Origin of the sequence: Rhodococcus sp. 66b, assembly GCF_002076325.1 — a bacterium.
Classification (GTDB): domain Bacteria; phylum Actinomycetota; class Actinomycetes; order Mycobacteriales; family Mycobacteriaceae; genus Rhodococcus_F; species Rhodococcus_F erythropolis.
The window spans coordinates 42,912-66,334 of the sequence record NZ_MUZB01000024.1; the positions used below are offsets into that span (position 1 = coordinate 42,912).

At 60.0% G+C, this 23,423-nt stretch carries 23 protein-coding genes; 9 read left to right on the plus strand and 14 right to left on the minus strand.

The window, feature by feature from the left end:
* Positions 1-19: 19 nt before the first annotated feature.
* From B0E55_RS29690 to B0E55_RS29705, 5 genes are all read left to right on the plus strand, one after another.
* On the plus strand, positions 20-1,246 hold the full coding sequence (locus B0E55_RS29690) for an insoluble domain protein (protein WP_080911036.1): 1,227 nt from the start codon (positions 20-22) through the stop codon (positions 1,244-1,246).
* Between the two features lie 106 nt (positions 1,247-1,352).
* A complete protein-coding gene (locus B0E55_RS29695; RefSeq protein ID WP_080911037.1) occupies positions 1,353-2,006 on the plus strand; it encodes a hypothetical protein in 654 nt (217 codons plus the stop codon).
* Between the two features lie 36 nt (positions 2,007-2,042).
* Positions 2,043-2,840, plus strand: a complete 798-nt coding sequence (locus B0E55_RS29700) for an N-formylglutamate amidohydrolase (RefSeq protein WP_080911039.1) — start codon at positions 2,043-2,045, stop codon at positions 2,838-2,840.
* Positions 2,841-3,186: 346 nt separating this feature from the next.
* Positions 3,187-3,345, plus strand: coding sequence for a hypothetical protein (locus B0E55_RS32035; RefSeq protein ID WP_198538471.1), 159 nt, complete (start codon positions 3,187-3,189; stop codon positions 3,343-3,345).
* 137 nt (positions 3,346-3,482) lie between these two features.
* Complete coding sequence (locus B0E55_RS29705) at positions 3,483-3,986, plus strand: hypothetical protein (protein ID WP_080911041.1); 504 nt, start codon at positions 3,483-3,485, stop codon at positions 3,984-3,986.
* A 402-nt stretch (positions 3,987-4,388) separates the two neighbouring features.
* Here B0E55_RS29705 and B0E55_RS29715 read toward each other — a convergent pair whose 3' ends face one another.
* Together B0E55_RS29715 and B0E55_RS29720 are read right to left on the minus strand one after the other, a co-directional pair.
* Entirely contained in the window at positions 4,389-5,630 is a 1,242-nt protein-coding gene (locus tag B0E55_RS29715) for a hypothetical protein (protein ID WP_080911043.1), read from the minus strand.
* Positions 5,627-6,727 (minus strand): hypothetical protein, encoded by a 1,101-nt coding sequence (locus B0E55_RS29720; RefSeq protein ID WP_080911045.1) that lies wholly within the window; start codon positions 6,725-6,727, stop codon positions 5,627-5,629. Before B0E55_RS29720 ends, B0E55_RS29715 begins: the two co-directional genes overlap by 4 nt.
* 307 nt (positions 6,728-7,034) lie before the next feature.
* Between B0E55_RS29720 and B0E55_RS29725 the strand changes: the two genes are divergently transcribed.
* On the plus strand, positions 7,035-8,198 hold the full coding sequence (locus B0E55_RS29725) for a hypothetical protein (protein ID WP_080911047.1): 1,164 nt from the start codon (positions 7,035-7,037) through the stop codon (positions 8,196-8,198).
* Positions 8,199-8,907: 709 nt separating this feature from the next.
* Positions 8,908-9,267: a histone-like nucleoid-structuring protein Lsr2 gene (locus B0E55_RS29730; RefSeq protein ID WP_080911049.1), complete on the plus strand. Its 360-nt coding sequence runs from the start codon at positions 8,908-8,910 to the stop codon at positions 9,265-9,267.
* An 83-nt stretch (positions 9,268-9,350) separates the two neighbouring features.
* Here B0E55_RS29730 and B0E55_RS32350 read toward each other — a convergent pair whose 3' ends face one another.
* Positions 9,351-9,488, minus strand: a complete 138-nt coding sequence (locus B0E55_RS32350; RefSeq protein ID WP_241896173.1) for a hypothetical protein — start codon at positions 9,486-9,488, stop codon at positions 9,351-9,353.
* 289 nt (positions 9,489-9,777) lie between these two features.
* Positions 9,778-10,062, minus strand: a complete 285-nt coding sequence (locus tag B0E55_RS31585) for a hypothetical protein (RefSeq protein WP_133053456.1) — start codon at positions 10,060-10,062, stop codon at positions 9,778-9,780.
* A gap of 144 nt (positions 10,063-10,206) precedes the next feature.
* Between B0E55_RS31585 and B0E55_RS31590 the strand changes: the two genes are divergently transcribed.
* Positions 10,207-10,521: a hypothetical protein gene (locus tag B0E55_RS31590; protein WP_133053457.1), complete on the plus strand. Its 315-nt coding sequence runs from the start codon at positions 10,207-10,209 to the stop codon at positions 10,519-10,521.
* Positions 10,522-11,063: 542 nt separating this feature from the next.
* On the opposite strand, the gene B0E55_RS29740 is transcribed toward B0E55_RS31590, so the two are convergent.
* The 8 genes from B0E55_RS29740 to B0E55_RS31740 form a co-directional block, all read right to left on the minus strand.
* Positions 11,064-11,519 carry a hypothetical protein gene (locus tag B0E55_RS29740; protein WP_080911051.1) on the minus strand — a complete coding sequence of 152 codons (456 nt, stop codon included), beginning with the start codon at positions 11,517-11,519 and terminating at the stop codon, positions 11,064-11,066.
* A 535-nt stretch (positions 11,520-12,054) separates the two neighbouring features.
* Entirely contained in the window at positions 12,055-12,612 is a 558-nt protein-coding gene (locus B0E55_RS29750; protein ID WP_133053458.1) for a BRCT domain-containing protein, read from the minus strand.
* A gap of 67 nt (positions 12,613-12,679) precedes the next feature.
* Positions 12,680-13,171 (minus strand): exonuclease domain-containing protein, encoded by a 492-nt coding sequence (locus B0E55_RS29755; protein WP_274534466.1) that lies wholly within the window; start codon positions 13,169-13,171, stop codon positions 12,680-12,682.
* A gap of 198 nt (positions 13,172-13,369) precedes the next feature.
* Complete coding sequence (locus B0E55_RS29760; protein ID WP_080911056.1) at positions 13,370-15,112, minus strand: ABC-three component system protein; 1,743 nt, start codon at positions 15,110-15,112, stop codon at positions 13,370-13,372.
* Positions 15,112-15,360, minus strand: coding sequence for an ABC-three component system middle component 6 (locus B0E55_RS29765; RefSeq protein WP_080911057.1), 249 nt, complete (start codon positions 15,358-15,360; stop codon positions 15,112-15,114). Before B0E55_RS29765 ends, B0E55_RS29760 begins: the two co-directional genes overlap by 1 nt.
* Positions 15,360-16,295 (minus strand): ABC-three component system protein, encoded by a 936-nt coding sequence (locus tag B0E55_RS29770; protein WP_080911058.1) that lies wholly within the window; start codon positions 16,293-16,295, stop codon positions 15,360-15,362. Before B0E55_RS29770 ends, B0E55_RS29765 begins: the two co-directional genes overlap by 1 nt.
* Positions 16,296-16,683: 388 nt before the next feature.
* Entirely contained in the window at positions 16,684-18,873 is a 2,190-nt protein-coding gene (locus tag B0E55_RS29775) for a hypothetical protein (RefSeq protein ID WP_133053459.1), read from the minus strand.
* 464 nt (positions 18,874-19,337) lie between these two features.
* Positions 19,338-19,751, minus strand: coding sequence for a hypothetical protein (locus tag B0E55_RS31740; protein ID WP_080911060.1), 414 nt, complete (start codon positions 19,749-19,751; stop codon positions 19,338-19,340).
* 415 nt (positions 19,752-20,166) lie between these two features.
* Between B0E55_RS31740 and B0E55_RS29785 the strand changes: the two genes are divergently transcribed.
* Positions 20,167-20,949: a hypothetical protein gene (locus tag B0E55_RS29785; RefSeq protein ID WP_133053460.1), complete on the plus strand. Its 783-nt coding sequence runs from the start codon at positions 20,167-20,169 to the stop codon at positions 20,947-20,949.
* 117 nt (positions 20,950-21,066) lie between these two features.
* On the opposite strand, the gene B0E55_RS31595 is transcribed toward B0E55_RS29785, so the two are convergent.
* Positions 21,067-21,582, minus strand: a complete 516-nt coding sequence (locus B0E55_RS31595) for a hypothetical protein (protein WP_133053461.1) — start codon at positions 21,580-21,582, stop codon at positions 21,067-21,069.
* Positions 21,583-21,755: 173 nt separating this feature from the next.
* Positions 21,756-22,097 (minus strand): transposase family protein, encoded by a 342-nt coding sequence (locus tag B0E55_RS29795; protein ID WP_274534465.1) that lies wholly within the window; start codon positions 22,095-22,097, stop codon positions 21,756-21,758.
* Positions 22,098-23,423: the final 1,326 nt, after the last annotated feature.

Below are 23,423 nucleotides of genomic sequence, written 5' to 3' on the forward strand. Positions count from 1 at the left end.
CCTGAACGAAAGGCACCACATGAGTATCGACACCACCGCCGCCAACCGAGCAACCCGCCGCGCAGACCGACACGGCCGACATCGCCGCCACACCCTCGCCCGCCAAAGCGCCATCGCCGTCGTCGCAGCCGCAGCAGTGGCCGCCGGAATCACGCTCGCACCACCGGCACTCGCAGCGCCCGGGCAAGCCGGCATCACCGACGGAGGAGGACAAGCAGGCATCACCGACGGCGGCGGACAGTCCGGCGTGACCACCGAACCCACCCCGCCGCCGACCACAGAAGCTCCAGCCCCCACCGAGCCCATCTACTGGATCGACCCACCCGCGCAATACCAGAACATCGACTACCAGCCGCTACCGAACTGGGACTACGACACCAACACCTACACACCACCCACCTACACCGACACCACCCCGACCGACTACACCCAACTCCATCTCCCCGGCCCCGTCGACGTCGTCGCCCCGATCATCGCCCCCCGCGACACCCTCCGCATCGGAACCTTCCACATCGCACAACCGAACTGGGTCTCCGACGTCGACCTCGAACGGACCAACAACACCACCGCCATCATCGAATCCGGAGTCGCCACCGGCTGGAACTCCTTCGGCGTCCCCGTCGACAAAGCCAGTCGCGACGCCGCTACCCAAGTCGGCGGTGCCGCTGCCGGAGCGCTCGCCGGAGGAATCGGCCTCGCGACCCCGTTCGTCATCGGAGGAGCGCTGATCGGCGGGACCGTCGGCGGAAACATCGGCCTCGGACTGGGCAACGTTTTCGTCCCCGGAATCGGCTGGGTAGCAGGTGGTCTCGTCGGAACCGCCGTCGGCGCCGGTACGGGCGCACTCCTCGCCGGCGCACCAGCGTTCGTACTCGGCGGACTGGGCGGAGGAATCGCAGGATTCACCGCCGCCGTCGCGTACGGTGCAGGTGAACTCGGCGAACCCGTCGAAATCGCGGTCCCCGACGTCGACCAACCCGCCGTGACCGCCCAGACCCAGGACGCGCTCACCGACTGGGAGAGTTCCGGCCCGATCGGTGAGGCCGTGGCCACCACTGTCCGCGACGCCGTCGCCGCTGCCCCTGCGATCGATCAGCAGGCCCGCGACTTCGTCGCAGCCCAGCCCGGAGGCGAGCAGATCATCGAACACGTCGACACCGCGCTCACAGACTTCCTCACGAACGCGACCCCGGGCCTGGCGTCCTCGCTGATCAGCGACGCAGTCGGAGCGGGTATTCCGGCATAGCCAGCATGATCAGAGCCGTTCAGGGCGGGCGGCAACGCGACGCTCACCCTGAACTTGTCCACGTGTCACTGCAGAACCAGGCGCGAGCACCGAAAGGACGACAGCGATGACGAACACGAGAAGGCACCCCGCAGTGATCGACCTACTCGGTGGCACGCCCCACGGCGCAGGCGCGGACACAACAGGCACTGCAGGCACACCTCCGATGTCGCCGAAGCTGCCGCGCACGAAGGATTCTCGATCGCCCCGCCTGCGTTACGTAGCTGCCCTGATTGTCGTGATCGCGCTGCTCGGTTGGTTTGTCTTACGTCTCCTCTCCGGCAACGACGAGCGCGCACAGGAAAGGATCGCCGACGAGACAGACACCTCGGAAACGGCGCCTACCCTTGACGTCACCCCGCCCGCTCCCGCCGCTGCTGAAACCGATCCGACCGCATGCCGCACCGACCCTGGTGACCAGAAGAGCGGTGCCGGAGTCATCGCAGCGTTCGAGCACGCCTACTACGTCACCCGCTCCGGAACAGCCGTCCGTGAGCTCACCACCCCCGACACGTCCTTGCCATCGAAGGAGAAGATTCAAGCCGGAATCGACACCGTCCCAACAGGAACCACCCACTGTGTGCGCATCACACCGATCTCGGCCGGTATCTACTCCGTCGCTCTCACCGAAATGCGTCCCGGCCAGCCGCCTGCACAGTTCCCACAGACCATCACCGCCAAAGAGCTCGACGGTCGCTGGTTCGTCGAGGTCATCAACTGAGACCGGCACCAGTTCCACACTTGTCAAGGAGATTACGTGAACACGAGAACACTGATTGCAGGCGATGCATCCTCGCCTGTCATCTTGCACGTCCCGCACGCCTCGCGCGTCATTTCACCCGAGATCCGTTCGTCTCTGACTGTCACCGACGATCAACTCGCCGCCGAACTCGACGAGATCACCGACGCGCACACCGACGTGATCGCACAGCACGCTGCGCAATCAGTGACACCCCAGCCGTGGACACTGCGCAACGACCTCTCGCGGCTGGTGATCGATCCCGAACGATTCCCCGACGAGCGCGAACAACTCAACGCCGTCGGCCGCGGCGCGTTCTACACCCGTACCTGCGACGGCGACGTCCTGCGCAACGCCGACAACACCGCACGAGATGCACTGCTCGATAACTACTTCCATCCCTACGCCGCCGCGATGTCCGACCTGGTGACGGACCGCATCGCCGCCACGGGCCGTGCCGTGATCATCGACGTTCACTCCTACCCGACATTGCCGTCGCCATACGAGCTGCACCCGGATGGGCAGCGTCCCGCGCTGTGTATCGGCACCGACCCACACCACACGCCGCCCTGGCTTATAGAGGCTGCCTTCGCCGCGTTCTCCCCACTCGAGGACATCGGAATGGACACCCCATTTTCCGGCACGTACGTACCACTCGACCGCTACATCACTGATCCCCGCGTGTACTCGGTGATGATCGAACTGCGCCGCGACCGATACCTCACCGATAAAGGCGAACTCGTCGACATCGCCGCCGAAAACCTCGGAGCCATGCTTGGACGTCTCGTCGATGCGGCGGATCGGGGGAGCCGGTAGATGTGTCAGAAGTACCCCGGCCCCCGCTGCACCCCGCACGTGCGAGCATGCCTCGACAGAGCCCGCCGCAGGTTCGATGCCGCCCAGACGTTGTTCGACGCGAACCCTGCGGTCACCCGTAACCGGCAACGATTGGACGCTGCGACAACGAACCTCGACGACCGGTCCGCGGAATATGACGCGACCCCCGGTGGACAAACCGAGTTGCGCAATCAACTCGGCGCGGAGGACGATCCAGGTAAGCGAGAAAAGCTGCAGCATCGCCTCGAAACAGGCAAAGCGCTACGTCAACAGCAAATTAGAGCAACGTCAGCATTCACTCACGGCGACCCGAAGGACAATAGCCATGACCGAGAACGAGACACCGACCCTGGCACAGGAGCAACGCGAAGCATTCTGGCGTCGCAGGGGATGGACGCCGGAACTGCCGGACAACGCACGGGCGACGATCGAACAGGAATGGGACGACCTGGCGATCGAGGAAGCCGAAGCCCACGGCTTCTGATCGGTGACCGCGAGGTTGTTCCCACACAGGTCCACACGCTCGATACCGTTCGGGCTAACCAGCTCCGACGCAGAGGAGACAGCACTCCAGACCTGTACGAGCTAGCGTCCTCCGATGCCGATCTCTATCGGCAGCAAATGGAACAGCTCAAAGTCAGCAACCGCTTCGCCTCATCCGTACACGTCTACAGCGATGACGAATACGCAAATATGCGGCTGTTCGTGACCGACGACGGCCGTTCCGGCATCGCACTCAACGATGACGAAATCGTCTCTGCTTTCTCACATCGGGACGGCAAATATCCAAGCGCCGCGAAATCCATGCTCGCCGTTGCCGTCCAGCAAGGCGGACGACGACTGGACTGTTTCGACACGGCCCTACCGAGGATCTACTCCGAGGCTGGATTCGTCCCTGTGGCCCGCCTGAAGTGGAACGACGATTACGCACCCGACGACTGGAATTACACCGTCTACAGCCGGTACAACGGGGGACGTCCCGATGTTGTGTTCATGGCCCACGATCACGCCGCCTTGGACTCACGATACGTGCCGGGTTCGGGACTCTATGTGGATTCGTACGACGACGGTATCAATGCAGTCCGTGCCCGAATGCGCACGTCAACGGTCTGTCGCTCGCGGTGATCGTCACCGCTGCCTCCATCCAGGACCTCGACGCCGCACACCGGGTGCTGGCGGTCCTGCGCGGCGCATTCTCCACGATCACACTGGTTTGGGCGACGGCGGCTACCCAGGACGGTTGGTCGGGTGGGCGAAACAGGTTTTCGCCCTTCGGATTAAGGTCATCAAACGGATCCCCGGCAGCACCGGGTTTCATGTCCGGCCCCACGTCTGGGTGGTCGAGAGGAGTTTCGCGTGAATCAGCAAAAACCGCCGCTGCGTGCGTGATTACGAAACCAGACCCGACGACCACGAAGCCATGATCCACCTCGCCATGATCGCGCTCATGACACGACGCCTCGCCCTAACCTAATGAGTTCTCGGACGCTTTCTGATCTCGGAGTCCGTGCAGTTCGGTTGGTGAGGTTAGTCGAGGGACGCCAGCGCGGTAAGGACTTCCGAACGACCAAGCCTTTCGATGCCATCCACGAGGTCCAGCTGCCATGGCTGGGCGGTATCAGTGACCAGTTCGTCCCACGAACGGGCGGAGGGGATTTTGGAGGCTCGGTAGGCGTCGTGGACGACAGTGCTGGCGAGTGCGCCTGTGCGCAGAAGCGCGGGAATGTTCGCGTGCCGGATGTGCGAGGGATGCACGGCGCGGACATAGTTTCCCGCGACACAGTGAGCGGTGATTTGGGCCGCGACTTTTCCCAGCGAAATAGCTGATACGAGGCTGTGCGACGCCAGGAGTAATTCGTTTCGTCGGCGCTTGTGCGGAAGATCCAACCGAGCGGTGCCGGTCTGCTGGTAGACGTCGAGGTGCACGTAGGTGCGTACCAAAATGTCTGTGACCAGGACGGTCATTGCGGGTAACGCGATACCGTTTCGTACGTTCCATCCGCTGCCTGCACTGAGACCGTTGTAGGCGTGGAGCGCGAAATCGCGCAGCGCTTTACTGTCGCTCTCGTAGAGAAAGGACATACCGGGAATCGGAAGACTCATCGGGGTGATCACGTCCGCAAGGAGATGCTGAGCTAACCGCAGAGCCGCCTCCGACGCGGAATCGACATCCTGGAACTTGTCTCCGACGACGACCCGACTAGCGACGCCGGTATGCCATGCGGTACCGCTGAATTCACCCGCCATGATCTGTCTGATCGCCTCGATCGGCCGCGCGAGATCATGGCCAGCGCCTTTGACGCGATGTGCGCGTCCCCCGAAACCCGGCCCCATGTAATCGATCGGGAGTCGTTTGCCGGCCTTCTCCCACCCACTGACGATGCCGGAGGACTTGAGGAGTGCGAGTCGATCTCGGATGGAGCCGTCGATCGAGGCATCGAACCAAGTGCACATCATCCCGACGACACCGACAGCCCCGACAGCCACGAGGTCGGAGGCGGACCAGGTGAGACGATGCTTCTGCTGCCACAACTCGAATGCCTGACGTTGCGCCTCGGACAGTGCCGCGTCGAGATCGACGTCGGTCCAATCGCGTCGTCCGCGAAGGTCGTCGTTGAATGTCGTGAGTTCGTCATAGGTTTGATATCGGGGACTATGTTCGAGCGATACCGCCGATTCCTGATCGTCGAGAGTTGCCCGGATGAGGTTTTCGATGTCGCCGAGTCGACGTGACTGTGTGTCGAGATTGCGCTCGATATCCTCGCTCACGCGATGATCTTCTCGGGTAGACGCTCACGAACCAACTCCAGGGTCGTCTGCGCCTGTTTGGTCTCGATCAGTTCGGCTTCGAGGTCCCTCACCCGAGCGCGTAATTCGGTGTTTTCCGCGGAGGTGGCTGCTTTTTCCTGCTTGAGAGTGTTGATCGTCTCGACCAGCAGCCCGATGCGGTCGGTGACGTCGTTGAGTCGCTCTTGAAGGCTTTCGACGACGCGCCGCATCTTCTCGTCCCGGTCCGGTGCATCGGCGAGGACCATGCGAGCGACCAGGTCGAGTTTGACGGCTTCACCTGCGATCGCTTGCGAACCCAACGGGCTGTATCGCACACCGGCGGCAGCGATACCGGCGCCGGCGAGACCGCCGACACCGGTCAGCAGAAGTGTCCCGCCTGCGACGCCGAATCCGCCGGCCGCGAGGGATCCGCCGCCGAGCATCGCCAACCCTGCGGAGACCGCAGCCGCGCCGGTCAGTCCCATCGTGCCGCCGATGGCTGCACCGATCGGTGCAGCCGCCCACCCGGCAGTGAGAGCGCCGGCACCGACTCCGATGACGGAGACTGCGGCGACCCTGCCCCACTTGATCGACTTGCGGCGCAACGCTTTCATCAAACTTTCGAACTCGTTTGTCATCGCGTCGAGATCAGTTTTGCGTAGAGCGGTGAGATCGTCAGCAGCAGTGCGGAGTTCGGTCTTTCGTACTCCGGGTCCCCATGTCGTTGCGTCGGTCCAGGGGCTGAAGGTGATGAGTTCGGCGAGGATCACCACCGACGCGGATCGAGGGTGTACTTTCTGCGCGAGCGTGGGTGCCAGTGAGGTGAGCCCGTGGAGTTGGTCGAGAAAATGCTTGTGTGTGACGGTAGTCAATTCCTCTGCCAGTGCTGGTGGTAGCGCACCGGAGGTGAGCACCTCGTTGATTGCGGCGGCGACGAAACGCTGCAGTCGATCCTGCTTTGTGCTGCGGGCGCTGGGTTTGCGTTCGTCTTCCCAATCGCGGCGCAGCATCCGCGCTTGCAGGGCCCGCAACGTGAGCATGTGCTCTGGGGTCAATCGAAGTTCGCGAGCAATCTGATCTGCGGAGACATCGGTCAAGAGTTTTTCCTCTGCGCGAATGGAGACAACGGGGAAGACATTACCGAAAGGGGGAAGACATTACCGAAAGATGCCGACACTCCAATCAAACTTTCATGTTTGCGCCGGGCTGAGCTTAGGTAAATGGAGACCGTACGGTGTGGGCGCATGCCGATGGACATGTCATCGGCAGGCTCACTGGGCGAACGCCGTTTTTACCGGATTTCGACCCGAACGCTCTAAAACCAATATCAGCCTTCGCGCAGCTGCAGTAAGTCGACAATGGCATCATTCGCCGAATAGGAACACTGTGTCGTAAAGAAATAACATGGCCCTCAAGGAATCAGTGGGCGTTGGAGACGGAACGGAATTCATGAGCGCGGAGCAGAGTCCCGGCGGACAGCGACCACAACGGGAATGGTTGTGGAATGAGCAGAGGCGGGGGTGGGACAGGAATCCTGCCTACGTTGCGCAGCACGCCTCGTCCCCCGCGTCCGAGGGAAAGGTCAACTGGCGAGGGCTCCTGTGGCTGGCCGCCGCGGTCGTAGCTGCGGCGTACCTCCTCAACGCGTGGTCGACGACCCGAGTCGAAGATCGACACAGTCAGGAGGGTTCGACCGCTCCAGCCGGAACCAACAGCGAAAATTCTTTTTCCCCAACAACTTCCGCGGAAAGTGACGGTACTGTGCGCGCGGCACTCGAGCGCGCCGGCGTGACACCAGGGATGGTGACAGATCTCGGGATCGTCGGTGACGAAGTCGGGTACGGAATCAGCACGTCGGTTCCGATGAATCAGGAACAGCGCGAGGATTTCGCTTACGTGATCGTGCTGCTCTGCCGAGATATCGGTGGTGGCGAAACGTCGTGGGAAAACTCGCTCAATGAAGACTTGTTCAGTGGCGCAGAATTATCGGATGCTCAGCGGCTTAATGACTATGCCCGTACCGACTTCTGCCCCCTTGTCCGAGACGACCCGACGACGCCTGCTGCCGGAAAACCTTCAGCGGCTGCCGGCGCGTCACCTGTCCTGTTGACTGCCGCCGTCGCTGCGGAGGGTCGGACGGTGAACGTGTCCGGTTCTGCTTCGCTACCAGACGGAGCTCGATTGGTGATAACACTCTCTCGAATCGAATACTTCGGATTTGGCGATGAGAAGCACTACGGACAGTCCGCATCGGGCAGCGCGGTAGTGACCGATGGGCGATTCTCTGCCACTCTCGTGGATGACCAAGGAAAGGCCCGAGCATTCGCCGAGGCGTACAACGCCGGTGAACCTGCGCAACGACAGATCCGGGTCTCCGATCTGGTGCAAGTCCAAGTTGTGTTCGATCCGCGTGAGAATCAATCGTCTGCGGTGATTTCTGCGGTGGGCGGCGAAGACGCGCAGATCCTGGAAAGCAGCCCTCAAGGCGCGGAATTCGGAACGCGCACCGATGATCCGTACTGGAGGTTGGAACTCGAATCCGAACTTCTATTGCCGTTCGAGCCCTGACGACTGGAAAACCGGGGTGCGGTTCGCAAGCAGCGACTATCTTCGGCGTTTCTCTCGGTCATGTTCGGCACGGTAGGTGGTTGCGAGGCTTCGGCGTTCGTTGTCTTGGGGGCATCACACTCTCTGCGCTGGCGTCCTCTGCTTGTTGACGAACGGCCAATACCTGATCTTTCGTGGCCGACTGTCTGTAAGGCGAGAACGGGGTCTGAAAAGCAGTCTTGCGGGGTGAGTGAAACCGGAAGAGGTTCCTACATGTGTAGGACCTTGATTTCGTTGCGCTCGCCCAGTGGCCTGCATATGTGATGCCGTCCGATTCGGACTGGACAGAAGTGGTCTGGCGATCGATTGGATAGGAGTGCCAGCCTTTGCGCACATCGGCTTTTCTTACTCCGCGTCCGATGGAATTGCGCTCAAACTTGCCACGGCAAGGCGACATGTTCGCGTACCAGCGAAAGGATTTAGACGCGGATGCCATTTCGAATGACTTGCGCCCCAACCCTATTGTGCGTGGACCTAGGCCCGACCCAGGGAAGTATCGGGCGAGCGCTCGGGGGGAGTTGGTCCCAGCGCTGCCGCCGACGTGATCGCCTCGAAGGACACACGTCCAACGGCACGGCATGACCGTGGTCGGTAGAGTCGGCGCGACTGCCTGATATTGCACATAACATGAACGCCATACCCATTCAGCAAATCAACGAAGAGGACTCCTGTGGCCGAAATAGTGATTCGCCAACTCATCGACGATCTCGACGGAAAACCCATCGACACCGGATTGGGCCATCAGGTCACTTTCTCCTATCAGGGCACCGATTATCGGATCGATCTACGCCCTACAAATGCCGACAAGATCGAAGCGGCGTTCGCCCCGTATATCAAGTCTGCAGAGAAAGTCTCCGCGGCAGGCAAGGCCCGTACGACAACCTCGACCGCACGCAAGCCATCGGGGTCTGGTCGGTCAGCGGAGCAACTGCACGCGATCCGGGAGTGGGCCGGTAAGAACGGCTTCGACGTTTCTCCACGTGGGCGCATCAAAGCCGACGTCATAGATGCATTCGACGCCGCACACTGAGGCTGGTGAGCAGCGTCTTTTCTCACTGATACTCGGCCCGCACCGCACCTGCATCCTGTGATTCTTCGATGAGGCGCATAGATTTAGGCGAGCTTGAGACCGTCCTCGGCGGCGAAAACCAGACGGCCGTCGTCGAGGGTGATCGCCCACCGCAGCACCGGCGCCCAATCCCGCCCCAGACCTGAGTTGTCGGTGACTGTATCGGCGTAGTCGTCGATCACGGCCCCGATCCGCGGCTCGGTTTCACTGGACCGCTATCCGGAAGTCGGGATTGCAGTGACCCGCGAACCGACCACGGCTTCAGTCGGTTTAGCTCCGGAATCGGACATGAGTCTGATTCCGGCAGAAAATCGTGAATGCCGGTGGATGGGATTGTCGTGACCGAAGACTGGTGCTGCTTCGAGGGGGCGTTTCGTGAGTGTCCAGTCAATGCCTATAGACCAGTCACTCACCCAAATTTTCTGTTCCTGGACAAGAGGTTTCGAGATCTTCTCCAGGGAATCGGTGATGTCAGCACCAGCGGCTACGGCAGAACCCGCCGCCACCACCCCCGCCGCTTCCTCCGCCACCACTGTTGCTGTAGGTGGGGGTGTCGGCGTAGATGTTTCCGTTGTCGTCGAACTTGTATGTCGTGCGATCGTCGTCGCTGGTGTAGAGGACCCCGTCGGGACCGGCCCGTAGCCGATCGAGCTCGGTTCTCTGTTCGGCTTTGATGATCGCGGTATCGTCGTCGGCTCGGCATTGCGCTTGCAATCCGATCCGGTTGTCCCAAGCGTTCTGGTACGCGGTGAACAATGCCGGCCACCGTAGCGAGTTCGGGGCTGCGTTATTGGATTGTCGGGCTGTCGCGAGCTGTTGATCGAGTGATGTCGTGGACAGGACGGACAGGTTGATGCCGGCATGTCCAGGGTGCCCAGACCTTCGGCGAGAAGTAGTTCGTTGAGCAGGATTTCGGTATCGGTGGAGGTGTTCGCAGTCGATGGGGTAGCGGTCGTGGTGGCCGATAGCGACGCCTTTTCTGTTGTGGTCGTTGTGGTGCTGGCCGATGCCGTTGTTGACGCAGTCGTTGACCCGGCCGTGGTGGTCGGTTCCGTTGCAGTTGCGGTATTAGTGGTGTCGGCTGATCCTGCGATGTACACGTATCCGCCAGGTGTGAGGGGCATGGAACGCACGACCCTTACGGCGGTTCCGATCGGTGCAAGTTCGGTCAACCGCTGCCTCGTCACCGCGCGATTCGAGTCGGAGGCGGTGTAGCCGCCGCAGGTCACTGCGCCGACGTGGTTGATGTCGACGCGGGTTCGTTCTCCGTCGATGTCGATGTAGAGGCCTGGGCCGGATCCGGCTGCGTCGTAGTCGAGGACCGTGCCTTCCCATTCGACTCGCTTTCGTACCGGGATCGGTACCGCAGAGGTTGTCGTGGGCGACGCTTGAGCGGAGGTCGTGGGCGCTGCGATCGAGTTGGTCGATGGACCGTCGTCGTTGATGCAACTGCCGAACATCGCCAGCACCAACACAGCGCCTAGTCCCCAACCGAGTTTCTGCTTCGTCGTTGCCATGAACCTCTCCACCGCTGCGATGCCGGTCACCGAAGCCCGGGGGAATCATAGACGACCCGGCAAGCGGCCTCTCCGACAGTGCTGTCAGGTTGCTGCCGCGGCGCGAGTCGGGTGAGAGGCAGGATACCTAGCGGCAAGGATAATCCGAACGACGGTTGCGCCGATCTCACAAATGCTGCTCGTGGGCACGGCATGTGGTGCTCGACAATGTTTTCTGCGAGTGCCGCGTCGCAGCAGTCGTTATCGCAGGACCAGGGGCAGTGGTCGCGGATGGGGTCCATCGGGTTCGATGAGGAAAGGCCTTGCCAGGCGCTGCTTTTCGATCTGTGTCCAGGCTTGGGCGAGGACGTTCAACCCCCGGGCTAGAGGGAACGCATCTCCGGCCTGCTCGATGATGGTCTCGGTGCGGGGGACAGTCGCGGCGATGACTTTCGGATGTGTGATTTCCGGCCACGTCGGCGACACTAGTGTCTTGCGCGTGGCGGCGTGGGAGTTGAAGCGGGCTTGCAGCGCATCACGTTCAGCAATGACGGCGTCGACCGTCGCATCGATATCGACTGTTCCTGCGGTGGTGATGTTTTCGCGAGTGATGATGTCGGTGCCGTTGCACAGCACGACGTGCCGACCGCGAACAAGGTTGACGAAGGTACCGGTGTCGTCGCGTTCGAGGACCCAGGCTCCGGACAGTCGGGGCAAGCCGATGTCGGGTCCGACATCGATGTGCCAGATGCATACTTCCCGGAGGGTTCGTCGATCACCGCGAGTGGAAGAAGATATGTGTGTGGTGCGGTGGTCACGGAGAACTCCTACGAGAAAGGACTGGACATGGGCGGTCTTACTCTAGGTGAGGGCCGTCACTGTCACTGTCATGGCGCGGGGCGCTGACGGAAGTGTTAGCTGCTGGGTTTGCCAGTCGAGCAGCCGGACGCAATGTCGCTGAGTCGTTCAGTGCTGATCCGTCCGCATCGACGGCACCGTACGTGGTGCGGGTCGTCCGGCAGCGACGGAGCTGTCAGCGGTTCGAGGTATTCGTATCCCGATTTTTCAGCAACGTTTTTGGCTTTCTCGTACGGAACCGGTTCCACCTTTGCCCAAACGCCGTGCATGTCCCGGGACTGCCTCGCCCATGCTCGCCAGAAGCAGGCACGGCACGTCGGTTCGGCGTCGGTGTTCTTGTCGATGGTGTATTCGAACCGGTAGTGAGCCTGGACGGTACAGGTCAGACATTCGGTTAATTGCGAGTCGTCGGGGTGAGTGAACGATTCCAACGGCGAAAGTCCGCCGCGGCGTTGTTGCTCGATGATGTGCTGCTCGTACCATGTCGGTTTCGTGCGTGTTTTGAGGCCGCGGTGTTAGCGCAGTTGTCCACGGAGCATGCCTGGGTGGTCGGGACAGGTGTTCGCCGAAGCGCCCTCGGCGGCTTTGGTTGTTGCGGCGGTTGAGGTTCCGGGCGCAGCGCTATCGAAACAGTCTGGACGCGACTGGGTACCGGCACTGCAGCAACGGAACCGCCGACGCCCTCGGCCGAGAGCAGAACCTCGGGTTCGTCGAGCGGTTTCCCACCAAGGCAGCGCAGGAAATCGTCCTCCGTCATCACCTCGATGTCCTGTCCTTTTTCCTGCAGTTCGAACGCTCGCCGAGCCTTACCTGTGACCTTCGAGCCAGGCTGGAGGACGGCAGGGTTGATGTCGCCGACGACGAGTACGTTGGTCCGCTTGGTCGTCGACTCGTTGGCGGCGGCACCGACGCGTGCGCATTCCTCCCACGCGATCTGCCGTGTCATCGACATCAGCGCTCCGGTGAACACCACCACGCGGCCGTAGAGATACCCGTCGGGATCGGCGTTCGGATTGAGGTCAGGCTGAACGAGAGGGGAAGAACCGCGACCTTTGCTGGTAACGGTTTCGACGCTCCCTTTGTATGTCGCCGGCCATCCGGCCGATACTGACACCGACCGAGGCGGCGAGCGCATCGAGGTCCGAAACGCCCTGAGCAACTGCGAGTCCGCGAACGACACTCACTACGGCCCGGGCGTCGGCGAGCGCGTCGTGATGGTCCACGATTACCCCTCCGAGTGCCTCGAGGACGTACGGCAGGCGGTAGGTCGGCAGCGACAGCGTGCGCCGCGCAAGCACCATCGTGCACAGAAACCGCATCTCCGGCCATTCGATGTTTTCGACGGCGCAGGCGTACCGGATGACACCGATATCGAACCCGGCGTTGTGCGCAACCACGACGTCACCCGCGATGAAGTCGACGATGGCCGGTAATACGTCTTTCCATCGCGGCGCGAGCGCCACCATTTCCGGGGTGATGCCGTGCAGTGTGACGTTGAAATGGTCGGAAATGGTCGACCTGCTCCGGCGGCCGTATCAACCAGTGCCGTTCCTCGACAGGAATTCCGTTCGTGCAGAGAATTCTGGTGCAAGTTCGGCGAGGCTGGGGCGTGTTGACAATCCGAGCAGGATTTCGATCTACACCTGTCCCCCGGGCCGGACCGAAAGAGTGGTGCCGAGCGGCGCGGATCCATCTGTGCTGGTGCGAGATTAGCCGAAATGGAATCCGAAGAGTCCACCGTCCGCGTAGGCATCGGTGAGGCGTGGCGCCGCAATGAAGGATTGTAGAGGCACACCCCTGCGCTCTACTTTCTCCAGGTCATCCGAGTTCATGGTCGTGATGTACTGGAGCCGCTCTTCCTCACACACCGTTTTTGCCAGCTTCAGCGCTTCCGCGACCTGACGTTCGTCCACGCCATCGAACAAGTGGCTGTCGTGCACAAGGAAGTCGGGACCTCGACCCGCACGGTGCGCAATCACAGTGATCGTGAGGTCGAAGCAGAAGATGACCATCTTGCCGATTCCCTGACTGTTCTCGCCACCGATATGCGGCGCGATACGCAGACTGGTATCCGTGGCGGCGATATCTACGTAGGCTTCGCGATCCGGTCCGTACAGGGCGGCGGCGAAACGCTGGAACATCAGATTGATCTGCTCGATGATCGGTTCGCGCTCAACGAGATCCTGTGTGATGTCTTGCTGAAGTTTGCTGCGTTCGAACTTGATCTCCGCCTGCGTCGCCTCAAGTTGGCGCGCGGTGTCGAATCTCGTCTTCAATGTCTCTAGCTGTGAGCGAGCAATAGCTGACTGCTCCTGCAGGGCGGTCAGTGCAGTAAGAGCTCCACCTTCGTGGAGAAGCCGAAGTAGCCGCGCTTGCTCCCCTCCAAGATTTTGGCGTTCGAACTGCCTCTGTTCGAGACGCGACCTGGTCGACGAAATCTCCTCAGCAAGATATGAGCGCCGGTTCGACAGAACTGAGTCATGGAATGCGCGTACATCGTCGTAGTGCCGGAGAACTACATCTGGCAGTGTAACCCCGAGCTCTCGATAGGCCAGCTTGAGATATTCAACCTCCGGCTCCCGCTCATTTTGAATCGCAGCCTCGAGGTCCTGAAGGTTTCGGCGGTCTGCAGCATCTTGGGCGCGGGTCGCTCGTATGCGAGCATCAATCTCGTCAGCCAGTCCCTGGATCCGTTCGTACTCGGGAACCACCTGAAAAGCTGCAACCTGTCGATCAAGATCCTGCGCTCGCCTCGTGGCGGCGGTCACAAGTCCGCGCAGCTCGGATACCGATCCTATGACGAGGCTGAAGGCGGGATCCTTTATTGCCTCTCTGAGCTTGCGGCGCAGCGACTCCCGACCTGCCAGCTGCTGGTAGCCGGAAGCGAGACGCCAGTCCAGCCCCAGCAGATATGCGATGTTGGTGGTCGCCTCAGTGATCGACTGACGCGGAAATGTCTGTACCGGATCATCCAGTCCGTGCTGGCTTACCCGACGTATGTAGAGAGAGAGCAGACTGCGGGCGCTGATGCCTTTGTGGTCGTGCGGGAATGCGAACAGGCTCTTGCCGAGCTCTTCGACCCACTCGGAAATCGTTGCGGACCCGCTTTCGAACAGCCGTTGCCCGCCAACAATATTCGGCTGCAACTCAACTCGTGACCGATTTCTTGGAGTGAGCGAACGTGAGACCCGCAACCCAGCCTCACGTTCAGGCCAGTCCATCTCAAGGGAGAAGGTGTGTCGGCTCAGTTCAGGGTTTGCGAGCACCGAATCCGTCAGCCGTCCCATACCGAGCAGAAAGTGCACAATCTCGATGAGCGATGACTTTCCTGCACCGTTTCGACTGTCGGTATCGGAAGATTCTTGAGTTTTGTCCGAGAGGAGGATGTTGAATCCGGGACTGAGCACGATTGGCTTGAACCGGTCGTCTGTCGACGTAACTTGTTGCAGCACTACGGTTTCACCGCCTTGTGGATCAGCCCGTTCTGCATCTGGAGTGCACCGAGCGAGTACAAGACGTCAAGGGCCAGGACGAACCAGGAGAACGGCAATGCGGAATTGTTCGCGTTCTTCGCCCGCCAGGTTTTCAACGCCGTCCATGCTTGGCTTACAGTCATCGGCTCGGTGAGTGTCAGCGATACCTGGGCCGCGATAGTCAACAATGCACGTTGTGGCGCGATTCCCTTTGTCGGCGTGATCATTACGCCATCACCTTCGCGATCTCTTCGTTCCAATTTGCGGGCGCGTTATCGAAGATGTCGCAGGTTTGGAAAAAGTATGAAAGCACGGCTGTTTGTGCTCGATAGCTGGTGGCCGTGGTCATTCGGGATCCGGCTAGGAACACTCTCAGGCGTAACAGGACTTCCTCGGCATCGGGCGTAGCTTGTGCAGCATCGAGATACTCAGTGTGGAATCGCGTGGCTACTTCGTCCCGCTCGGTGACATCGATACGTTCTCGGTAGAAATTGTCGATGAGCGAACTGTATTTCATTCCGTCCCTCAGTTCTGTCTGAGTTTCCTCGGACAGCTTGCTGTAGCGGAGTTTCTGGGCCGATACCGGCTCTATGAGATTGCTGTCGAGAACTGATGTGCGCTGTGTTGAAAGGAATGAGAGGAGCTCCTCCATCTCAGGGAGTCCCATAGCGACATCGTGCTGCAGCGGTAGCGGTATCTTGAGCAGAGACTCCACGTCGGCACGATCCATCTTGCCTAGTGCGTCGCGCAGGCGGCGCATACCGAACATCTCGAATTCTAGGGTTTGGTGTATCTTTTTTGTGTTCGCTAGCGCCACTGAAATTTCGGGATGGGTGCCGCGGACGTCGTTGTGGACAAATACAAAGATCATGAACTGGCCCGAACGCTTCTCAAGTGCCCCCGCGAAGTCCTTGTTGAACTTCTGGATAGTCGCTTTCGCGTCAGGCGTCTCAGGTGCGTAACACGCGTATAAGCGGCCGTCGTGGAGAGTGAGGCCGTCGCTCGACATGTCTCCCAGATTTCCATGCGTTCGAACATCGACGAAGCCAGGAAAAGACAAGACCATGAAATCTTGAAAGAAGTTTTCAAATGAGTTACCGGTGTAGTCGTGCAGATGCGCCCACAGCACAGGTCGCAAGGCAAGGCGTTCATAAAACTCCACGCGTGGACTCCTTATTCTTCGTCGGTCGACCGACTGATACTAGGTGACTACTTGCCGTGGCGATTGCGGAGATAGGTTCCGGTATGTCCCTGGCTCGCACGTCAGACTTTCAGCGTCCACGGTGTCGATGAGATTGGAGCAGGACTCCGATCCTATTTTACCGGGACCGTGGCCACCCAGGTACCGGCCTAATCGATGGCGGGATCGGTATTGCATGCCCTATCTCGATCGGTTTCCCGTGCAATCACGTCGGCCGGGTTCGAACTGACTAGATTGGATCACCAGCGGTAATTTTCGGGTCGTCGAGGCGCAGGCATCGTTGACTGCCGTGACGATCCGATGTCTAAAGTCTCACTGCTTACGGGGAACCGAGGTTTGTTCCGGTGAGTCAGGGTCGTCGTCGTTCAGGGTTCTTACGCCAGTAGTCGACCGTATGCTCGGCGACGTCGTCAGGTGCGCCACCAATTGCCTCTACATCTGCCAACCATTTTTCTCGACGCCTTTGAGATGTGTCCTCGTCGAAGTGTTTCTCCTCGAAGGGGTTGCCTCCCGCACTCCAGAAAACATGCGGAGCTGAGAGTTGGTCCATTGTGAGCAGAAATCGGGGTCTGTCCGGCAGTTCTCGTTTGAGCTCGGCCACCTCGCTGCATCTGTCTAGCGGCTCCATTACGCACATCACATCGAAACTTGCGTTCAATGTGGTAGAGATCGCCTCCAACTGCGCGACTGCTGCCTCATTGAAAGCGGTGGCGCGCCGCTTGACCTCCACCGGCACCATCCGGCCGTCGCTGAACAGCAGGAGAACATCAGCCTCGGCAACCACCCTCCCGTCCTCGACGAACTCCACGCCTGGATGCGCCCCGACAAGCCCATAATCGGCGAACAACTGCGTCAACCAACGAAGTGCGAGTACATGACCTAGGGCATCGACCTCTAGGCATTGGCGAAGAACCTCACCGATGCGGTACGTAAACTTGACTAGTCCTGACTCGAATGGGCGGCTGATCGTTCGGCTACATCCTGGGCAGGTGTGTGGCGGCGACATCTCTTGAATGGGAAGCCAGAATTTCACGCGACAGTTCGGGCATACAAGTTCGATGCCCTGCACAAGTATCCGTCGGTCGAGTGCCCATTCAAGCCAGCGGTCCGATGCAACCTTCCTGTTGCCGAAACATGTTTTAAACCGTGGTTCAGCAAGTTGCCGGCCCTCGTTTGAGGGCGCGATTACGGGCTCGTCCCGTCCCAGCTCGACTGCGAGTGCCTCGATTTCCTCTGTTGTCTTACCTTCCTCTCGAAGCCGTTTCTCTACACCGTTCCACTTTTGCTTCCACCAGGACATGCCGCTCCGTTCGGCTAGCTCGTACAGGAGGTCGACGAGTCCCATGTCGCATAGATAACGAATGTCCCAAGTGTCGCCGAGGGCGCGGATTAGGTTCATCGCTGCAAGTCCAGGCTGAGATTCTCGTACCTCTAGGCCAAGCTCCAGTGCTGTTGCTGACAAGGAAGTCCAACCGCTGGGCCACCTCACTTCACGGGTGTAGCCGTCCCGCCCTCCGGAGGACGCCTGAACTTGGGCGGCGCCCCACTGGTAGGCGGCATAATGGGATCCACGGAGGGGGCCGACGGCTGGAATTGGCGCTTCCGGTACGCGCACGGACATCACTAGTGACGGGCTGGGGTGGGCAGCTTGGCCCAGGACTTTCCTGTCGTCGTCTGCGAACGACGTTATGCGGCTTGTCCCGGCAGTCCAGGTTTGGACCTGGCTTCGCGGTCGAGCAGGTGCAGCCTGGGGTTGTAGAAGGTCCCTCGGTTCGGCAACACGGACGGAAGGTACATCGTCAGTGATCTTTCGAAGCTCGTCGGGGGAGACTGATTCGCTACAGACGTACAGTCCGCCGCCGCCGAGCCCAAAGCTAGTGGTAATACCTGGTTGATGGAGGCGGCGAAGGGAATCAGCGTTAAACAGTTCTCGGGGAATCCCGATGGGCATAGGCAATCTGTCGCCCCACAGGGCCCGTAGATTCCAAAGAAGCGCAAAGTCGTCGACAGAATCTGGGCTCAGGACGACGACGATGTTTGGTCCAGCTGCATTCGCCTGTGCCCAGCGGCTCGGAATGGGACTCGATAGCCCTAAATAGCCGGGATTGGGCGTCGAACCGGAGGCGAGGTACAGGTTGCCGAACTGGCGAGGGGTGAACTTCTCTCGGTTGGTTACGCGCATCAGAAGGTCATCGAGGTCCCCCGTGACTGACACACGCTCGACGGGGATGAGATTCTCGATATTGACCTCGGCGAGGCCACCGGCGAAACACAAAGGTTCGCTCAACATGTTCGGCATCCATCCGAGGGTTGCCAGATAGACGAGGTGCCATGGATCATCTTCCTCAAGGGTAACGACCTCGACGGGCCGTGTGCCTCGTTCATGAGCAATGATCAAACCAGCTGGGTAGTCCCACGCACCTTCGTTTTGCAGGTAGGGGATTGATACCGCTGTCTTGGTATGGTCCTCGTACCCGTCGACTTCGCTGGCAATGAGAACTTCCTGGAGGTACTGGGCCGGAGCGTTGTCATGGAGCACGACGATCGGATTGCTCGGCCCTCCCCAGGTCTGGCACAGGTGGATCGCAATCTCTTCCACCTGACTCAAGCTGGTCACACAGCGAGCCACACAGTAGGGGCGCAGTCTGGTCTGTACCTCAAGAGGGCCGTTAAGCAGCTCGGTGTCCAAGATGTGCTTCATAAGCCCTCCACGAGCTATTGCGCTGTACGTATGCGGTGTTATTCGGAAGTGTGGCATACGTAACGTGCACTATCTCTGTCATCAGGGCATTCTGTTTCGCGCTGGCTTATCCACTCTGGGGTTTCGGTTTGTGTGGTGATCTGCGCGCTGGTTGATGCGGGGTGCCGGCTGATTCGGGGCCGGCTGCGGGGTGTTCGGGTGTTGTGAGGCACGTTTCTGGGGGCTTTGAATATTGTTGTGTGTCAGAATGTTTCGGTACCAGTCTGGTGTGGAGTACCAATTCGCTTACAGGCCAAGTCTATTCAGGACAGGTTCCTGCGCGATGCAGCAGTCCGTGTCACGTCCATAGTTTCAACGGACACCCATGCCAGGGTGGGTAGAACTTGCCGAAGCTGCAGCGTCTCGCTGCTTCTCCTAGCGCAGGCTATGTCAGTGGTGTCGTTCTCGAAGTCGATGGTGGCCTGAGAATCGGATCCTGTATCCGCTGACAACACGGCGAGGGCGCCGACCGCTGAGAGAACGACACCGATACCTCCGTGCCGGGATCCGATTTTGCGGAGTCGTCGGTTGAGCGCGTTGGCGCGTAGCGGGCGGTCTCCCCCGGGTCCTACGACGATCTCTGTAATGATGGGGTCATCGTGTGTGCCGTCGGTGATGAGGAAATACAGTTTCGTGTAGGGGATGAGGCCGATGTTGCCGGCGCGGAACTTTGCCACGGACTGTGTGGGTCGGCGAAGTAGACCTTCAGCCCGGTGTCGACGGTGAGCTGGGCGTGCGCGGACATCTCTTTCCCGCGGTCCCACGTCAGCGAGCGTTTGAGTTCGGGCGGGCATCGACGCCAGCGCTTGCGCCAAGCTTTGTTTATCGACACCGCTCCGTAACCGGACAGCGCCGGCCCGCTCTTGGTGATCGGTTGCTGGCGCCACCCTTGTTCCCACGTCAGGTGTAACGGCGTCGAGGAGAAAACGGACAGATCTACCGACGTCCGACGATCAAAAGGGGAATCAGTCAGTGACTTTGCATGTGTTCGGAGCAGTTGACGGCCAGGTATTCGTGATGTCCGACAGCAAAACCACGGACGGGAAGACAGGCACTGGCGTCGACGTCACGAACAAAGTGGCAACGTATCCGATGACCGAGGACGACGGATGGACAGAAGCTGTCGCGGTGGGCGAGATCGAACCGGGACAGTTCGCGGCAGTGCTGATGGTTGCGGGCCGATCGAGCTTCACTCCAGAGGCAATCCCTGGTGAGCCGGCACCACAGAAAGTTGAAGCCATCGACGTCGTGAAACGTGCACTCACGGGCTCGTATTCAAATGCAAAAGAACTCGGTGACGCGGTGTGGGAGAAGATTGAGGAGGCTTTGTTGGGTAGCTGCGCAGCATGCCGGGAGAGCTACGACGAACAAGTCACAGAAGACGCCAAAGTGGATGCTGACTGGAACTACATCCCGAAGGACGTTGAACCTTGTCCGGAACATGGCGCCGACGCGCCCGACAACAACGGGAATCAGAGACTATTGGCCGAGGGTGGGTTCACCTTGTTGGTCCTTGCAGTCAACGACAGTCGCGACTTGAATCGGCCGTGGTTCTACAAGAAAGCGTGGGACTCCGCGTGCGACCGAAGTCGGGCTCTCGCTGGCAGGCAGGCCAGCTATTCAGCGATGAAGGTTAACGAATTTGATTATCTTTCGATGCAGCAAGAGTTCGGGGATGACGATCTCCTGACCGAGGTTGAATCGCTGTATCGCGCTGTCGCTCGTCCTGAGGATACGAAATATGTAAAAGTGGGAGCACCGGAGTTGGCGTGGTCGAGGACCGTTGGTGGAACGATTCGAACAATCGTCCTCGACCCACGGTCGGGATTTCGTTGGTTGCCACCATTCGAGTTGCCCGCCGCCCGCGATTCGTAGGGCAGTCCCCGAAGCCAGGAGGTGCTTCACCGGACCTTCGGAATTTGTCTTCTGGACGGCGAAGCGCCGATGGTACGCAGCGGGCGAACGTAGTCGCGGACGGAGCTGTAGCTGCCGCTATATCCCAATGTTCGAACTTCTTCGCAAAGTGCAGTAGTGGAGGTGCATCCGTCGTTGAAGCGCTCGTGCAGGTGCACCGCGAACCCGTCCAACATGGTGGGCCTGGCCCACCCGCGGCGCTCCCAACAATTCATCGACACTGGTTGCGTAGTAGAAACGGCGGACGGTCTCCCGTGCCAACCCGAGCCGGCAGACGATCATTCTGATTTTTATGCCTTCGTTCTTGAGATTTGTGACCGCCTCGAACCGATTCTTCGTGCGGACGGCGAGTATCGAACTCTCCTGGGGGTCGTTTACCTGTTCGGCGGCCATCCTCCGTTGTTCCGATGGGGTGCGTTCGATCGAAGGTACAGGCTCGATCTCTGGTTTTCTTTTCAGGCAATGGTGATGGGCTGCAATGGTTTTCTCCACTGCTTCGGCGAGGTTGTGCCACAGATGCCAGCGGTCTGCAACCTCGGGCGTTCCGGTACGGGCGGCTTCGGCATACGCGCCGGCGCGGTCGCGGCAGATCACCTGTGTTCCCGGATGTTCGGTGAGCCAGTCGGCGACGGTGCCGGCCTTCCGGTCGGAGAGAACATCGACTCCGGCGGTGCGTGTCCATATCGATCAGGACAGTCCCATACCGATGCCGCCTTCGCAGTGTGAAGTCGTCGATACCGAGCACAGGGACCACTCTTGTCGGAGGGTCAGGCAACGCTCGGACCAGCCGCAACAGGGTAGATCGTCCGACGGAAACTCCCAGCGCCGACGCCAACCTCGATCCGGCTCGCCCGGCCAACGTCAGCGCGATCTCGAGGATCTCGCGCAGCAGCGGAGTCGTTCGTGCGTAAGCCTTGGTAAGTGAAGTCGATCTGCTCGACAAATGTGCGTCGGTCGCAGCCGGTGTTCGAGCACAGAAATCGACGCACCTGCAAGACGACGTAACTCGATCGGCCAGCTATAGCGGTATCGGCGAGAATGCGTTCGTACCGACTGTGCACGCGTTTCGAAGAAACACCGCACGTCGGGCAGCTCGCCGAAGTCGACAACGGCGACGCACGAATACGAACTCCGCCTGCAGTCGCATCGACCGAATCGATGTCGATACCCGCCAGATGCGGAAGGAGTACACGCAGGTCACAACAGTTCTCAGGACACCAGAATGATCATCTCCCGCACGGTCCACGTCCTGTCCGAACGACACGCGGCGCGAATGTGGAGCCGTCACGGAAAGTGAGCCAGAACCAGGTTTCACCCGTCGTTCACATCGGTGCGAGGAAGTTGACAGGTGGGACCTTTCGACCGTCGTTCGCATTTTGCCGAAATCGGGAATTCGATTGTGATATCAGGGCGCCTCGGGACGATCAGACGGGCAGCCAAACAATTCAACGCCGGTGCCATTTTCGCGGAAGCGGGCGGCGAATGCTGCTATGTGGTAATTACATGCAACGCAGTCGCAGGTTCCGCCTTGGGTGTGTCTGCCGGGCGGACAGGGAGCAGGTGCAACTGGAGTCTCGGTCATGTCGTTGCCTTTCAGCGTTGTGAGAGTCAAGAATCTTGGTGTGCAGACAGAAGCGTCTGTTGACCGTAATGGTATTCAGATGGCTGTTAAGTTCAACTTTCGTGTGCACGATGTCGTTGCCTGCCGAACACCAGCCTCCGACGATCATGCGCCAGCTACGCCTGCCTGCCGAGAGGTATAGCGGCTGGCGGCAACAAAACCATCAATGGTTTGCCCCGACAATATCTTTCCCACCACCTCGACCTACCGCGCGGTCCGACGCAACTTGCCTTGACGAACTTCGACGACATTTCGGACGGGATCCGTGCAGTGGGCCTGGTGAGTGTTTCGTGTCGTCTTGGAGGTGGTGTGTGTTTTCACGCTGGTTTACCTGTTTGGTGGTGTTCTCTGATTGGTCTGTGCCGTCCGGCTTCCGTGGTTTGTAGCGTTGAACTGCGGTGATGACATGTCCCCGGGGTGGTTGTTGGGGGTGTGTGGGGCGCCGGCGTTTTTGGGTGGCGGTGGGGTGTTCGGGTTTGGTTGGTGTGGGGGAGTGGTGCCGGGTCGGGTGGGAGGTGTTGTGGGGCTCGTTTTGGGTGTTTTGAATGTTGTTGCATGTCAGTAGGTTTCGGTATTCAGTTGGTGTTGGGTTGGTTTCGCGGGTTGTGCACGATGGTGTTTTTGTCAACGTCGAATGTTGTTGCAGTGGTGAGTGTTTCGGCGTTTTATGTTTTCGGATTGTTTTGCGGTTCGGTGGGTGGGGGTGTATGATTGGGAGCATGATGATGACGAGGCAGTGGACGCGAGAAGGGGCGCTTTTCGTGACCCTTCCCTTCCTCCTCAGCCTCGTTCGGGTGTCGGGTACCGGTTCAGA